The organism is Allobosea sp. LC85 (assembly GCF_000735605.1).
Lineage (GTDB): Bacteria > Pseudomonadota > Alphaproteobacteria > Rhizobiales > Beijerinckiaceae > Allobosea.
In genome coordinates, this window is record NZ_JPKG01000011.1 from 58,473 (window position 1) to 72,873 (window position 14,401).

Annotated in this window: 14 protein-coding genes; 4 read left to right on the forward strand and 10 right to left on the reverse strand. The window is 67.2% G+C overall.

All coding sequences use genetic code 11. The annotated features are described in order from the left end of the window. The first annotated feature begins 421 nt into the window (after nucleotides 1-421). The gene (locus tag FG93_RS05635; protein WP_043232817.1) at nucleotides 422-625 is read left to right on the forward strand and encodes a cold-shock protein; all 204 of its coding nucleotides are present in this window, start codon (nucleotides 422-424) and stop codon (nucleotides 623-625) included. 28 nt (nucleotides 626-653) lie between these two features. Here the strand turns inward: FG93_RS05635 and FG93_RS05640 are convergent, their stop codons facing one another. Genes FG93_RS05640 through FG93_RS05665 form a run of 6 tightly spaced genes read right to left on the reverse strand, consistent with a single transcriptional unit; the run spans nucleotide 654 to nucleotide 6,419 of the window. Continuing rightward, nucleotides 654-1,523: an ABC transporter permease gene (locus FG93_RS05640; protein ID WP_043232818.1), complete on the reverse strand. Its 870-nt coding sequence runs from the start codon at nucleotides 1,521-1,523 to the stop codon at nucleotides 654-656. After that, entirely contained in the window at nucleotides 1,520-2,464 is a 945-nt protein-coding gene (locus tag FG93_RS05645; protein ID WP_043232821.1) for an ABC transporter permease, read from the reverse strand. Before FG93_RS05645 ends, FG93_RS05640 begins: the two co-directional genes overlap by 4 nt. Next, nucleotides 2,461-3,591: an FAD-binding oxidoreductase gene (locus FG93_RS05650; protein ID WP_043232822.1), complete on the reverse strand. Its 1,131-nt coding sequence runs from the start codon at nucleotides 3,589-3,591 to the stop codon at nucleotides 2,461-2,463. Before FG93_RS05650 ends, FG93_RS05645 begins: the two co-directional genes overlap by 4 nt. Continuing rightward, nucleotides 3,588-5,027, reverse strand: coding sequence for an NAD(P)/FAD-dependent oxidoreductase (locus FG93_RS05655; protein ID WP_244448504.1), 1,440 nt, complete (start codon nucleotides 5,025-5,027; stop codon nucleotides 3,588-3,590). The genes FG93_RS05650 and FG93_RS05655 overlap by 4 nt, the downstream gene beginning before the upstream one ends. Continuing rightward, entirely contained in the window at nucleotides 4,988-5,320 is a 333-nt protein-coding gene (locus FG93_RS05660) for a (2Fe-2S)-binding protein (protein WP_052513410.1), read from the reverse strand. The genes FG93_RS05655 and FG93_RS05660 overlap by 40 nt, the downstream gene beginning before the upstream one ends. Further along, nucleotides 5,301-6,419 (reverse strand): FAD-binding oxidoreductase, encoded by a 1,119-nt coding sequence (locus FG93_RS05665; protein WP_043232823.1) that lies wholly within the window; start codon nucleotides 6,417-6,419, stop codon nucleotides 5,301-5,303. Before FG93_RS05665 ends, FG93_RS05660 begins: the two co-directional genes overlap by 20 nt. 92 nt (nucleotides 6,420-6,511) lie before the next feature. On the opposite strand from FG93_RS05665, the gene FG93_RS05670 reads away from it, so the two are divergent. Then, nucleotides 6,512-7,435, forward strand: a complete 924-nt coding sequence (locus FG93_RS05670) for a LysR substrate-binding domain-containing protein (RefSeq protein WP_043232825.1) — start codon at nucleotides 6,512-6,514, stop codon at nucleotides 7,433-7,435. 126 nt (nucleotides 7,436-7,561) lie between these two features. Here FG93_RS05670 and FG93_RS05675 read toward each other — a convergent pair whose 3' ends face one another. Then, nucleotides 7,562-9,109 carry an ABC transporter substrate-binding protein gene (locus FG93_RS05675; protein WP_081881328.1) on the reverse strand — a complete coding sequence of 516 codons (1,548 nt, stop codon included), beginning with the start codon at nucleotides 9,107-9,109 and terminating at the stop codon, nucleotides 7,562-7,564. Nucleotides 9,110-9,612: 503 nt separating this feature from the next. On the opposite strand from FG93_RS05675, the gene FG93_RS05680 reads away from it, so the two are divergent. After that, nucleotides 9,613-9,990, forward strand: a complete 378-nt coding sequence (locus FG93_RS05680) for a hypothetical protein (protein ID WP_043232827.1) — start codon at nucleotides 9,613-9,615, stop codon at nucleotides 9,988-9,990. A gap of 84 nt (nucleotides 9,991-10,074) precedes the next feature. Further along, the gene (locus FG93_RS05685) at nucleotides 10,075-10,671 is read left to right on the forward strand and encodes an N-acetyltransferase (protein ID WP_043232829.1); all 597 of its coding nucleotides are present in this window, start codon (nucleotides 10,075-10,077) and stop codon (nucleotides 10,669-10,671) included. A 482-nt stretch (nucleotides 10,672-11,153) separates the two neighbouring features. Here the strand turns inward: FG93_RS05685 and FG93_RS05690 are convergent, their stop codons facing one another. From FG93_RS05690 to FG93_RS05700, 3 genes are all read right to left on the reverse strand, one after another. Further along, on the reverse strand, nucleotides 11,154-11,477 hold the full coding sequence (locus tag FG93_RS05690) for a hypothetical protein (protein ID WP_152579331.1): 324 nt from the start codon (nucleotides 11,475-11,477) through the stop codon (nucleotides 11,154-11,156). A 99-nt stretch (nucleotides 11,478-11,576) separates the two neighbouring features. After that, complete coding sequence (locus FG93_RS05695; RefSeq protein WP_043232833.1) at nucleotides 11,577-13,877, reverse strand: xanthine dehydrogenase family protein molybdopterin-binding subunit; 2,301 nt, start codon at nucleotides 13,875-13,877, stop codon at nucleotides 11,577-11,579. Beyond that, entirely contained in the window at nucleotides 13,874-14,332 is a 459-nt protein-coding gene (locus tag FG93_RS05700; protein ID WP_043232890.1) for a (2Fe-2S)-binding protein, read from the reverse strand. The genes FG93_RS05695 and FG93_RS05700 overlap by 4 nt, the downstream gene beginning before the upstream one ends. Nucleotides 14,333-14,401: the final 69 nt, after the last annotated feature.

Genomic DNA, 14,401 nt, shown 5'->3' on the forward strand with positions numbered 1-14,401 from the left:
TCCAAAGGGCGCCCACGGATCGCCGTCATCGCACCAGCCGAGCGATTATTCGCCAGTCAAACCAATCCAATGGCGCCGATTAAGTTCCTCGCAAGGTTGAGCCCGCCGACACGGTCGACTTCAAGGACTGTCGCGACATCCGCTTTCAGGTGGCCACCGTGACCTCCCACCATCACCTTGGGGAAAGTCGCTCGGCAGGGCTGCGTGCTGTCGATACGCCACGATCGGACGTTTATCTTGACGTTTCATCGCTAGTCGATGGCAACTCACAGTTGCGGTATTAAACTGATCGTATTCGCCGGACCGTCATGCTTCACGTTTGGTCTCGACAACCTTGTGTTTTCGGGCAATTCTTTCGCCAGGGGTCTTCGGACACGAGCACCTGGAGACCCGAAAGACGCAAACTTCAGGGGATGCGACTATGGCGACCGGAAACGTGAAATGGTTCAATAGTGAGAAGGGTTTCGGGTTCATTCAGCCTTCGGATGGCGGCAAGGATGTGTTTGTCCACATCACGGCCGTGAAAGAGGCTGGCATGATGACTCTGACTGAAGGGCAGAAGGTCGCGTTCGATTTGAAAACCGAGCGCGGTAAAACAGCCGCAGGCTCGCTCCAACTTCTCTGATGACCCGAGGCCAGAACGGTCATTGCCCTCATCTCGAGCGGGTCCGGGGATCGGATGCGTCGCGCAGGGCGTCGCCGAGAAGGTTCAGCGCCAACACCGTCGCCAGGATCGCGAGGCTCGGGAAGACGGCGAGCCACCAGGCATCGAGAATGTTCTCGAAGCCCTCGCGGATCATGCTGCCCCAGGTCGCGGCCGGCGGCGGCACGCCGAGGCCGATGAAGCTGAGCGAGGCTTCGGTGCGGATCGCGGAGGCGAGCCAGAGCGAGCTCATCACCACCACATCCGACATCATGTTGGGCAGGATATGGTGCGTCATGATCCGAAACGGCCCGCAGCCATAGGAGCGGCTCGCCTCGACAAAATCGCGCTGGCGCAGCGTCATGGTCGGAGCGCGCGCCACGCGGGCAAACGGCGCGACTTCCGTGACGGCGATCGCGATGATCAGGTTCTCCAGGCTCGCGCCGAGCATGGCGGCGATCATCAGTCCGAGCAGCAGCGTCGGGAAGGCCAGCAACACGTCGAGGACGCCCATGACGATCTGGTCGAACAATCCGCCGATATAGCCGGCCAGCACGCCGATCGTCGTGCCGACCAGCATGGCGATCAAGATGGCGACGAAACCGACGAAGAGCGAAATGCGCGCGCCGTAGATCAGCCGCGAGAGCACATCGCGGCCATAGCTGTCGGTGCCGAGCCAGAACTCGGATGAGGGCGGCTCGAGCCGCATGACGATGTTCTGCTCGAACGGATCATGGGGAGCAAGCCAGGGCGCGAAGATCGCGACCAGAATGATGAGCGTGAGCAGGACGAGCCCGACCCAGGCCAGCTTGTTCTGCGAGAAGGCGAGCCAGAGGCCGCCCGGCCGCATTTCGACGGTCGTGGTGGCGACAGTGCTCATGTGTATTTCACCCTTGGGTCGACGAGGCCGTAGGCCAGGTCGGTCAATGTGTTCACGACGATGACGCAGATGGCGAAGATGATCATCAGCCCCTGCAGCAGCGTGTAGTCGCGGGCGTTGAGCGCGCCGATGATCAGCTTGCCCAGCCCCGGGCGGTTGAAGATGATCTCGGTCAGCACCGAATTGCCGATCAGCGTGCCGAAATACAGCCCGACCACGGTGATGATCGGGATCAGACTGTTGCGCAGCGCATGCGTCACCACGAGCTGGCCCGGGCCCACCCCCTTGGCGCGGGCCGTGCGGATATAGTCCTCGGTCAGGACACCCAGCATCGCGGCGCGCGTCACGCGCATCACATAGGCTGTCATGATGATGCCGAGATTGAGCGCCGGCAGCGCCAGGGCCCGCAACCGCTCGGCGAGGCTGCCGGCGCCACTGGTGTTGCCGAGCACCGGAAACCAGCCGAGCTGGATCGAGAAGACGATCAGCATCAGGATGCCGGAGACGAAGGCGGGGAAGGACAGGCCGACCAGCGAGACGACGCGCGAGACATAGTCGATCCAGCCGCTGCGGCTGAGCGCGGCGGCAACCCCGAGCGGCAGGCCAAGGACGAGGCCGATGGCGACCGCTGCGACGGTGAGCTCGATCGTCGAGGGCAGGACGAGCAGCACCTCCTGGACGACGCTGCGGCCGCTGCTCAGCGACTGGCCGAGATCGCCGGTCAGGACCTTGCCGAGGAAGGCGATGTACTGGACCGGAACCGGCTGGTCGAGCCCGAGCTTTTCCCTGAGCGCGGCGAGCGAGGCGGCGCTTGCCTGGTCGCCGAGGATGACGGAGGCGGCATCGCCCGGCACGAGCCGCACCAGCACGAAGATCGCCGTCAGCATCAGGAACAGCGTCGGCACGGCGAGCAGGACGCGCCTGAAAACGTAACTCATCATGCTGCGACCCTTTCCTGCATCAGGCGCCGCGGCGCGAAGGCGGCGATCTCGCGACGCGTCGTTCCCTCGGTGACGAGATCCGTCAGGATCGCGCCGACGACCGGGACGAGCTGAAAGCCGTGACCGGAGAAACCGAAGGCATGGAACAGGCCAGGCGCGTTCGGCGAGGCTCCGATGACCGGCAGATGGTCGCGCGTCTGCGCCTCGATCCCGGTCCAGCAGCGCGCGATGCGCACGCCGCGCACAGCGGGGAAAAGGTCGCTTGCGGCCCGCGCGCCCTTGGCCAGCTCGGTGAAGTCGACGCTGCTGCGCTCCCGGTCGAGATCGGCCACGCCCTGCAAACCGCCGCCGATCACCAGCGTGCCCTGGTCCGATTGCTTGAAGGAGAGCGCCCGGCCGACGACGCTGACGACGGGATCGAGCAGCGGCGCGAGGCGCTCCGTCACGATCATCATCGAGGCCCGGACTCCGAGCGCGATCTCGTCGCCGAACAGGGCCGCGAGCCGGGCGGCCCAGGCGCCGGCCGCGTTGACCACGATGGGCGCGCGGAAGCGGCGCTCGCCGCACGCGAGCAGCCAGGCATTGCCCTGCCGATCGACCGCCCCGACGCCGCAGCCCTCGGCGATGACGACACCAGCTGCCTCGCAAGCGCGGCGGAAGGCGAGAATGGTGCGGTGCGGATCGGCGGCGCCGTCGCGCCGCGCCACCAGCGCCCCGACGCAGTGCGGGCTCAAGGCCGGCACGAGGCGGCGCAGCTCCGCAGCGTCGATGATCTCTTCATGCCGGTGGCCGAGCACGCGGATGGCCGCCTCGCGCTGGAGCAAGGCCGGCATCTGCTCCCTGGTCTCCGCGATGCGGAGCTGGCCGTGGGCATGGAAACCGCAAGGGTCGCCGACGATCGTCGCGATCGCGTGCCACATCTCCATCGCTTCGAGCGAGATCGGGATCTCGGCGATGTCGCGGCCCAGCGTGCGCACACCGGCCGCGGTGGCGCCGGACGCGTGCCGGCCGGTCCAGCGCCGCTCGATCACCGCCACGCGCCGGCCGGCCCGGGCCAGATGCAGGGCCGCCGACAAGCCGTGCAGGCCCCCGCCGACGACCGCAACGTCGAACGCTTCGACATTCATGCCGCCGGCTCCCGCTCGTCGAGGCTCGCCAGCTCGCCGAGCGTCACCGGCTTCAGCGGCGGGCGGATGCGTTGGAAACCGACCTCCCCGACCGGACGCTGCTGCGCGGCCGCGATGATATGGGCCATGGTGTAGCCGCATTGCCGGCCCTGGCAGGGGCCCATGCCGGCACGGGTGAAGGCCTTGATCTGGTTCGGGCCAGGGCGCCCCTGCACGGCGCGGGCGCGCAGCTCGCCGGCCGTGACCTCCTCGCAGCGGCAGACGAGCGTCTCATCGACGGGAGCGAAGACCTGCGGACGCGGCGCATAGAGCGCATCGAGGAAGGGCCGCAAGGCGAGAGCGCGGGCGAGCCTGGCCCGCTCCGTCCGGGCGGCGGCGTCTGCGCTGCCTTCGCCGAGCCTGCCCAGCCTGGCGGCAACGCGCAGCGCGGCGATCCGCCCGCGCGGCTCGGCCGCCTCGGCGCCGCCGATGCCGGCACCGTCGCCCGCGACGAAGACATTCGCCTGCGAGGTCTCGCCCCAGCCGTCGAGCTCCGGGACATAGCAGTGCTGGCCGGCATGCCAGCTCACCGCGCAACCCAGCGCGAGCGGAACATGGATACTCGGCACCACGCCCTCATGGATCAGCAGCACCTCGGCGGCGACCTCGCCTTCCCTCCCCTCCTGCGTGCGGTAATGCAGGCTTTCGAGCCGCCCTTCCCCCGCGGCGCGAAGCTCCGCGACATGGCGGATGATCGGGAACCCGGCCCGCTTCAGCGCGAGCGACCAGAGCAGGCCCTTGGCGAGATCGCCGAGGCGACCGAGACCTTGCGGCAGATGGCGCAGCGCCGCACCGATGCGCCCGCGCGGCATGGTGTCGAGGAAGCCGGCGATCGTGCCGCCCGCCGCGAGCAGCTGCGTCATGTAGAGCAGCGGCAGCGGCCCGCAGCCGGCGATCCAGACCGGGCTCGACGGCACGGAATTCGCCGTCTTCAGCAGGATCTGCGCCGCGCCGACCGTCAGCACGCCCGGCAGCGTCCAGCCTGGAAACGGCGCGGGGCGCTCCTGCGCGCCGGTGGCGAGGATGATCGCCCGCGCAGCCACGCGGCGCGCCTGGCCCTCGCGCGTCAGGAAGGCGCGAAAACCGGGCTCGATCTGCCAGAGCTGGCTGTCCGGCTCGTAGAGCGCGCCGCAGGCCCGGAAGGCGGCGGCCTTTTCCGCTCCGGCCCGATAGGCCTCGCCGAGCCGGGCCAGTCGCGGCGTCGCCGCGACGGTCTCGATCCCGCGCCAGATCTGGCCGCCGGGCGTCGGCTGATCGTCGACGACGCGCACGGAGAGGCCGTGGCTGCGCGCGGTCACGGCAGCCGCCATGCCGGCAGGGCCTGCACCGACGATCAGGAGATCGGTCTCGTTCGCATTCATGCCGACAATTTCCTGCATGCCGACAATTTCCTGCATGCCGACAATCTCCTGGGGCCCTGCTGGCGGGCGATGCGCATGCCGTTGCGAACCGGCGTCAGGCAGCCTTGCACGGACCCCAGGCCGTCGACCTCGACGAGACATTCGAAGCAGACGCCCATCATGCAGTAAGGCGCGCGCGGGCTCTGCGAGACCGGCGTGGTGCGGCTCCAGGCTTCGGGCTGGCGCAGCAGCACCGCGGCGACGCTTTCGCCGAGCTCGGCGATGACGGGCTGCCCGTCGATGAGGACGGTTACGGCTTGCGCGCCGGGATCATGCAGCTTGCGGAACATCGAAGCGTCTCTGGTGAAAGGGAGAAAGGCTTTCCGGCAGGATGCCGGCGGCGATCGCTCCCGCCAGCGCCTCGGCATGGAAGGCCGCGAGCGTCACGCCGGAATGGCAGAGCGCGACGAAAGCGCCGGGATGGCTCTGCGACTGCGCATAGATCGGGTAGCCGTCGGGCGTCATGATCCGGAGGCCCGCCCATTGCCGCACGAGCCGGGCCTTGGCCAGCGCGGGGACGATCTCGACCGTCTTGCGGCTCAGCCGGGCGGCAGCGTCAGCCGTCGTCGACGCGTCGAAGCCGGTGTGCTCCTTGGTCGCGCCGATCATCACCGTGCCTTCGCCGGTCTGGCGCAGCCCGCTCGCCGGCAGCGGCAGGAACGGTTCGAGCCGCTCGGTGACGAGCACCTGCCCGCGCTCGGGATGCAGCGGCACCTCGAGCCCGACCTGCCGGGCCAGGGCGGGCGAACCGAGACCCGCCGCGATGACGATCCGCGGCGCAACCAGCGTCTCGCCGTCGAGCACGAGGCGGAAATCCCGGCCAGCCGGCTCGATCCGCTCGACGCGGGCCCGATGGCGAAGGCTGCCGCCGTGGCGCGCCAGCGCTCCATGCAGGGCCGCCAGCAGCCGCAGCGGATTGGCGTGGCCGTCGTGCCGACCGAAGCTCGCCCCCGTCACGTCAGGGCCAAGCGTGACCTTCGGCAGCAGGCGCTCCAGCGCCGGGCGATCGAGCATCTCCCAGTCAGGCTCGCCCTCGCCGCCCTGGTTATGCAGCCGCAGGAGCTCGAGGCGGCGCTTCTCGAAGCCCGCTTCGCCCAGGCAGAAGGCGAGCCCGCCATTCTGCTCGTAGCAGAGCTCGATCCCCGCCTCGGCCTCGAGTTCATCGCGGAAGCCGCGCCACAGCGCGATGCTGCCGCGCGTCAGCGCCTGATAGGCCGGCATGCCGAGCCCCTTGCCCTGCAGCCAGACCAGCCCGAAATTGGCGCGGGCCGCCCGGAAATCGCCGTCGTCGCCATCGAGCAACAGAACCTGATGCCGCGTCCTGGCGAGGCCATACGCGATCGCCGCGCCGACCGTGCCCCCTCCGATGACGATGATATCCGGCCGCATGTGAAAACCCCTTGCCGGTTTTGACGTTAGGGAGCCATGTTGTAATTCGTCAAAGTCGTTTTTCTCTCGATGCTATTCTCCAGGGTTATACAATGGTGCGACGGCTCAACCTGCGTCAGGTCGAGGCCTTCAAGGCGGTGATCGAATACGGCACGGTGAGCCGCGCAGCCGAGATGATGAACATCTCGCAGCCGGCCATGAGCAAGCTGATCGCCCATCTCGAGGAAGACACGGCTCTGCAGCTGTTCGACCGCGTCAAGGGACGGCTCGTGCTGACCCGGCGCGGGATGCGGCTCTACGAAGAGATCGACCGGATCTTCGCCGGGGTGCGCCAGGTCGAGAATGCGGTCGAGGCGATCCGCCGCGACGAGCAGAGCCGCCTGCTGATCGGCGTCATGCCGGCGCTCTCGGGCGCCTTCATCCAGCAGGCGACGACGCGCTTCCTCGCCCGCCAGCCGGGTGTCTTCTGCTCGGTGCAGTCGCGCAGCTCACAATGGATCGCCGACGGGCTCGTCACCCGAAAGCTCGACGTCGGGTTCACCGTCTCACCGATCGACAACCCTTACGTCGTCTCCGAGCCGCTGATGGCTCATCCGCTCGTCTGCATCCTGCCGCTCGACCACCCGCTGACCGAAAGGAGCGTGATCACGCCCCAGGATCTCGACGGAACCGCCTTCGTCTCATTCGATCCGGAGAGTTTTACGAGCCGGCGCATCGGGCAGGTCTTTGACGCTCACGGCGTCGCGCCGGAGATCGTCATGGTCGTCAGCATTTCGCCGACGCTCTGCGAGTTCGTGGCCGCCGGTGTCGGCGTATCGTTGGTCCATCCATCGGCCGTCGGGGGCCTGCGGGGCAAGGTCGCCATACGCGCCTTCGCGCCGGCCGTTCAGCTCGACTTCCAGCTCTGCCGCATCCGCGACAGCCGCAACGCCCGGCTCGTCGATGCCTTCCTGGACGGCGCGCGGGAAGCCGCGGCCGAGATTTCGCGAACGATCCTCACCCCGGGCCAGGATTGATCCAAGCCGAGCCTAATCGTCGCGAGAACGTCGCGCGGTGGAGCGGGGTCGCCACTCCACAGCAGGCCAACCCGGCGCAGATCGTCGGGCAAGGCTGGTCTTGCGCGCCCGTCGAAGCGGTCGCGCTCAGCGCGGCTTCAGCGTGGCCGCCTCGGTGATCGGCGGCGCGAGGTTCAGGGCGCCCTTCAGCTCGTAGCCGAAATCCAGCCGATCGCTGCGCGCCCAGACCTGACGCAACTCGAACAGGGGGATGGCGCAGACATTGTCCATGATCTTCTGCTGCGCCTCCTTCCAGAGGGCCTTCTGGGCCTCGGCGTCGGGCGCGGTGCGGGCCTGCTCGATCTGCTTGTCCGCAACGGCACAATGCGAGAAGTTCGTCGCGGCGGTCGGCGTGCCGACGATGGCGCGCGAGTGGAAGAACTCGCTGAGATAGGTGTCGGCGATCGGAAAGCGCGCCGCGCCGTAGAAGACGAGAGCGCTCAGGTCCTTGCGGGTCTGGCTCTGATAGGTCGGGTGGTCGACGACCTGCATCTCGAGCTTGATCCCGGCCTTGGCGAGCTGCGCCTGGATGATCTCCATGAAGGGCTGCTGCGCCGAGATGTTGGAGACGATGGCCTTGATCGTGATGCCGTCCTTGTGCCCGGCCTCGGCCAGCAGCGCCTTCGCCTTGGCGAGATCGAAGCTGTAGCGCACCGTGCAGTCCTCGCCGAGATAGCCCGGCGGCACGACGGAGCAGCCCCTGGGGCCGACATCCTTGCCGACATAGCGCACGAGGTCGTCGACATTGATCGCGGCCGCAATGGCGCGGCGCACGCGGATATCGTCGAGCGGCGGCAAGCTCTGGTTGAGGTGCAGGAGCCGATACTCGCCGGGCCGGAAGATCTCGACGTTGAAGCCGGGCCGGCGGCGGGCGGAATCGACCCAGCGCTGCTCGCGCTTGCCGTACATCAGGTCGAGTTCGCCGGAGGTGAAGGCGAGTTCGCGGGCGCTATCGGAGGGGATCACGCGCACCGTGATCGTATCGATCTTCGGCTTGCCGCGGAAATAGCCGGGATGGGCGGCGAGCTTCACATATTGCTGCGTCACCTGCTCGACGAAGACGAAGGGGCCGGTGCCGACAGGCTTCGCACCGAACGTGTCGCCCAGCTCCTCCGCCGCCTTGCGGCTGACGATATTGCCGCCGTGATAGTTGGAGACGCGGCCGAGGAAATTGACGTCGGCATATTTCAGCGTGATGCGGACAGTGAGATCGTCCACCTTCTCCACAGTCTCGATGGCCGAGAAGTCCGAGGAAAAGGTCGAGCGTTTGGGATCGGCCGAGCGTTGCAGGGAATAGACGACGTCGTCGGCCCTGAGAGTACCCCAGTCACCCCCGAACTTCACGCCCGGGCGCAGATGGAAGGTCCAGATCTTTCCGTCGGCAGAGGTCTCCCAGCGTTCGGCGAGATCGGGTTCGAGATCCTTCGGGTCGGCGCTGCCCGGCTTGAAACGGACGAGGCCGTTATAGATCCAGCCGACCAGCGTCTTGTCGCTGGTGGCGCTGGCGCGATGGGCGTCGAGCGTCGAGATGTCGCCATCGCCGGCAACGCGCAGCAAGGTCTCCTGGGCCGAGCCCGCGACCGGCAGGCAGGCTGCCATCATCAGGCTCGCAAGCCCCAAGACAGAGTGCTTCATCGTTGATCCCCTCGTTTTCCCGTTTGGGGAATAGTGGAAGCCATTGTCCCAAGCTGTCCAAGTCGGAATCGGGGGTGGATTATTCCGTAGGGTTATAGCAACGGCTCAGGAGCCTTCGTCGTCAAGCCCACGGAAGGTCGAGAGACATTGATCCGCGTTCTTTGAGGACTGTCGCGGCGTCCGCTTTCAGGTGGCCGATGTGGCTGGAGATTGGCCCCCGAACCAAAAACCATCCAGGTTCCGAGTTCGGCGTGAAACCCCTAGAGCCGGCTGCGAAAAAGTGGCAACGGTTTTCGCATCAAGCTTGCTCTGATCACGTTTTCTGCGTGTGAACGATTTCGTCCAAACGCAGCGTGATCTAATGAGGCGGGTGACATCATCAAATCCTAGACCATCGGACCGGAAACCGTATCCGGTCCGATGGTCTAACCCTTTGTGTTTGCATCGGCTTTACCCCGAAAACCGCAATCCACTTTTCGGGCCGATGCTTGAGGAATGCCAGGATGACAGAGCCCGCCACGATCCTCTTGAGCCGCGTCAATGGCCATGGCGCCTCCACCAGCGGGCAAAGCAGCTGCCTCGATCTGACGGACAGCAATGGGCGCCGCTTCATCCTTCACATTCCGCGCCTGCTCGAGGGGGATTTCCTCTCGCGGTTCGAAGCTGCAGCCATGCACGCCGCCGACCTGCGCGGCTCCCCTTCCCATGCCGACGTCGTCAGCGCTGTCCTGGCCGAACAGACCAGTTTCGTGATGGCGGACGATGGAACCTTGATCCTGAGGACGAAAACCCGCTCCGGCGTGGATATCGACATCAGCTTTGACGAGAACACCGTGCGCGGACTTCGCGCACTCCTGGATACGCGACCGCCGCCGCGCTGAGCGCGCAGGGCGATGTGGTTATGGCGCCGGCGCGCCGGCGATCCCATATCCGCTGGAGACGACCGCAACCATCCGGGCCATCCGATGACGTCCATTGCTGTGCGTTCCGCATCCCGCGCCGAGGAGAGCGCCGTGTCCGCGGTCATCGCGCTTGCCTTCGCGGCCGATCCGATGGCGCGCTGGTCGTTGCGAGACGCGCAGACCTATCTCGCCGTGATGCCCGACCTGATCCGCGCCTTCGGCGCCGCCGCCTATGACAGCGACAGCGCCGATGTGAGCGAGGATTTCGGCGGCGCGGCTTTGTGGCTGCCGCCCGGCGTGGAACCCGACATCGAGACGCTCGAACGCCTCATCCGGGAGAACGCCGATCCGGCGATCCTGTCCGAGGTCGACGCGATCTTCGACGCGATGGAACGCTACCATCCAAAAGTCCCGCACTGGTATCTGCCGCTGATCGGCGCCGACCCGGCGCGGCAGGGCCAGGGCATCGGAAGCGCGCTGATGCGTCATGCGCTCGCGCGCTGCGACGCCGAGGGCGCCGCAGCCTATCTGGAATCCTCGAATCCGCGGAACATCTCGCTCTATCAGCGCCACGGGTTCGACATTCTCGGAACCATCCAGGCCGGATCGTCGCCGGTCGTGACGCCGATGCTGCGCCCGCCGCAACCTGCCGCACGCTGATGGGATCAGGCTGACCGGATCAGGTTCCTGGACGTCGATCCCGTGGCGATGATCGTGCTGCTGCGCGTGAGTGACGTGCCGGCGCTGGCGATCTGCTGAACGATCACGAGCACGCGGAAGGCACCAGCCGCGCCCGGAAGCAGAACTGCACGCCATTGGACTAATGAGCGGAACTTGGGTCTCCGCCCCAAAGCAAACCTCCGCTGCGCAGCCGCGTCAGGACCGGAACCGACCCGTTACGGAAGTAGTCCGGCATGCCCCGATCCGGCCCATTGCTGACTCCTGGGACGTCCGCTTTCCAGCAATTATCTCGTCGGGGAGTGCGATCGCCCTCTTGGCGCAGATGAGACGGGCGTAGGACGCAGGAGCTGCAAGCTACTCTTGCGTTTCGGCTCACGGGCCCTCGAGCTGCCGTTCCGCCTGACCGATCAGGTCCGAACAGCCGGGACCGTCGCCGCTGGCGTCCCGGGCGCGGGCCTCGTTCAGCCTGGCCCTGGCCTGTATGACGCGGTCGCGCCCGCCTGCGCGGCTTGGCGGGTGGCGGCGGCTTCCTTCCCCTCCTGCTGGAAGGGTGGGACGCTGTCAGGGGCGATGGGCTGCCCCTGATCCCGGGACTGCATCGCCTGGCTCTCGCGCGCCGCGGCGACGCCCTGGCCCCCCGAGGAGGCCGAGGCGGCCGCCTCTGCTGCCTGGTTGATGCGGATTTCGAGGGCGGCCATCCGCTCCGCGCAGGAAGATGCCGAAGCCACGCCTACGAATGCCGGTTGGCATACAGTGCAGGCGAGCAGCAGAAAGCGAGGGGACATCACGCGTCTCCTTCCCGATTGTCGACGCAATCCGCGAGACGCCCCCATGGTTCCTCAGGCTCGTCCGGATGACGGGCGAGCCTATAAGGCGACAGCCGGTCAGGCGCTGAGCTGATCGCGGATCGGCAGTTGCCTGATCCGCTTGCCGGTCGCAGCGAACACTGCGTTGGCGATGGCTGGCGCGACGGGCGGCAAGCCCGGTTCGCCGACGCCGCCGAGCGGCCGCTCGTAATCGCTCGTGGGCAGGAGATGCACGCGAATATCGCGCGGCGCCGAATCCATGCGGGTCAGCTCGTAGGTATCGAAGTTGTCCTGTTGCGCACGCCCGTTCTTGAAGGAGATCTCGGCCGAGCTTGCAATGCCGGCGCCCATGATGACGGCGCCTTCCATTTGCGAGCGGACTCGGTCCGGGTTGACCATCGGCCCGCAATCGATCGCGATGTCGACGCGCGGGATCGCAAGCCTCCCGCCCTCGCTCACCGTGACCTCGACCGCGACCGCTATGTAGCTGACGAAGCTGTAATGACCGGCGATCCCGAGCCCGCTCCCCTTCGGCAGCGTGCGCCCCCAGCCGATGCCTTTCGCCGCGGTCTCGATCACCGCGCGCAGACGGCCGGTGTCGATCGGATAGCGCTCCGGATCCTCGCCATGGTTCCAGGCGTCGCCGATCTTGGTCGGATCGATGAGCCTCGCCGGGCCGATCAGCTCCAGAAGATAATCCTTCGGATCGCGGCCGGCGGCAGCGGCGAGTTCCGCGACGAAGGACTGGACCGCGAAGGCATGGGGGATGTTCGAGACGGCCCTGAACCAGCCGATGCGCACATGGGCAGGGGCTTCCGGATTCTCGGCCCGGATGTTCGGGATCGCGAACGGCAGATTGACCAGCCCCATGCCCAGCTCGAAAGGCAGTTCATGCTTGGGATCGGGAGCGAAGATCGAGCCGATCGTCGGAGCGGCGCTGCGATGCAGCCAGGCCGTGACCTTTCCGGACGCGTCGAGCCCGGCCTCCAGGCGCTCGACGGAGACCGTGTGATAGTAGCCGTGGTGGAGGTCGTCCTCGCGCGTCCAGATCAGCTTGACCGGCGCCCCGTCCATGGCCTGCGAGCAGAGTCCGGCCTCGATGACGAAGTCGGGCTTGGATTTGCGGCCAAAGCCGCCCCCGAGCAGGGTGACGTTGACCTTCACCTTCTCGACGGGCAGGCCGAGGCGCTTTGCAAGGCGCGCCCGCGTCACCTGCGGCGCCTGGGTGCAGGCCCAGGCTTCGGCCGCGCCGTCGGCGATGCGCACCAGTGCTGCCGGCGGTTCGAGCGGCGACTGGGCGAGATGCGGAATGTAATACTCGGCTGTGACGCGCTTGGCCGCTCCGGCCAGGGCGCGCTCGACATCGCCTTCGTTCCGGACGACCTTCCCGGACTTGCTCGCCGCCTCGCTGAGGCGGGCGCGATAGCTGTCCGAGGAATAGACCGCGTTCGGGCCATCCTCCCAGGTGATCTTCAGCGCCTCGCGGCCCTTGATGGCAGCCCAGCTATTGCGGGCGATCACGGCTATCCCGCCGAGCGGCTCGAATTCGGACGGAATCGCCGGAGGGTCGATGGCGATGACCTTGACGACGCCCGGCACCTTCAAGGCCTCGGCAGCGTCATGGTACGCGACCTTGCCGCCATAGACCGGCGGCCGCGCCACGACTGCGAACAGCATGCCGTCGATCTGGGCATCGATGCCGTAGACCGCCTTGCCCGTGGTGATGTCCTGGTTGTCGACGAGGCCGATCGTATCCTTGCCGATATAACGGAAGGCGGTTGCCGGCTTGAGCCGCAGGCTGCCGCGATCGGGCACCGGCAGCATCGATGCGGCCTTGGCGAGCGCGCCATAGCTCAGGCTGCGACCGCTTGCGGCGTGGCTGACGGCGTGGTCGCCTGCACGCACCTGCGCGACAGCGACGCCCCATTGCGCTGCCGCCGCCTGTTCGAGCATCGTGCGCGCCGCAGCGCCGGCGCGGCGCATCGGCATGAACCAGTGGCGCAGGCTGCGCGATCCATCCGTGTCCTGATTGCCGAAGCGCTCTTCGTCGGCCCAGGCTTGCGCGACCCGCACTCGCGCCCAGTCGGCCTCGAGCTCCTCCGCCGCGACCATCGCCAGCGAAGTGCGGACACCCTGGCCCATCTCGGAGCGATGGCAGGTCACGGTGACGGTGCCGTCCTCGGCCAGGGAGATGAAGACCGCCGGATCGTCGCGCCAGCCATTCGGCATCCCGTCGGCGCCGAATTTCTTCTCCTGCGCCCCCGACGGTGCGGGCAGGCCCGCGGCGAGCACGAAGACGCCGGCGCCGACCCCCGTCAGCAAGGAGCGGCGGCTGACATTGACGAGGGCGCCGCCTTGATCGAAAAGATGCTCCGTCATGGGCGCACCCCCTTGGCTGCCTGCTTGATGGCCGCGCGAATGCGCGGATAGGTGCCGCAGCGGCAGAGATTGCCGCTCATTGCGTTGTCGATATCCTCGTCCCTGGGGTTGGGCGTCTCCTTCAGCAGCGCGCTGGCCTGCATGATCTGCCCTGGTTGGCAGTAGCCGCATTGCGAAACGTTGAGCTCGCGCCAGGCTGCCTGCACCGGATGGTTGCCATCCGGAGAAAGCCCCTCGATCGTCGTGACCGTGAGCCCCGCCGCAGCCGAGATCGGCGTCTGGCAGGCCCGTACCGCCATGCCATCGAGGTGAATCGTGCATGCTCCGCAGGCGGCGACGCCGCAGCCGAACTTGGTGCCTGTCAGGCCGAGCTCATCCCGCAGATACCAGAGCAGCGGCATCTCCGGATCGCCGTCATAGCGGCGCTCCATCCCATTCACGACGATGGTAGTCATCAGCATCTCCTTCTTAGCGACCCGGGAAACCCGGGCATATTGCGCTACGCGACAGCGAGGCCCTGATGG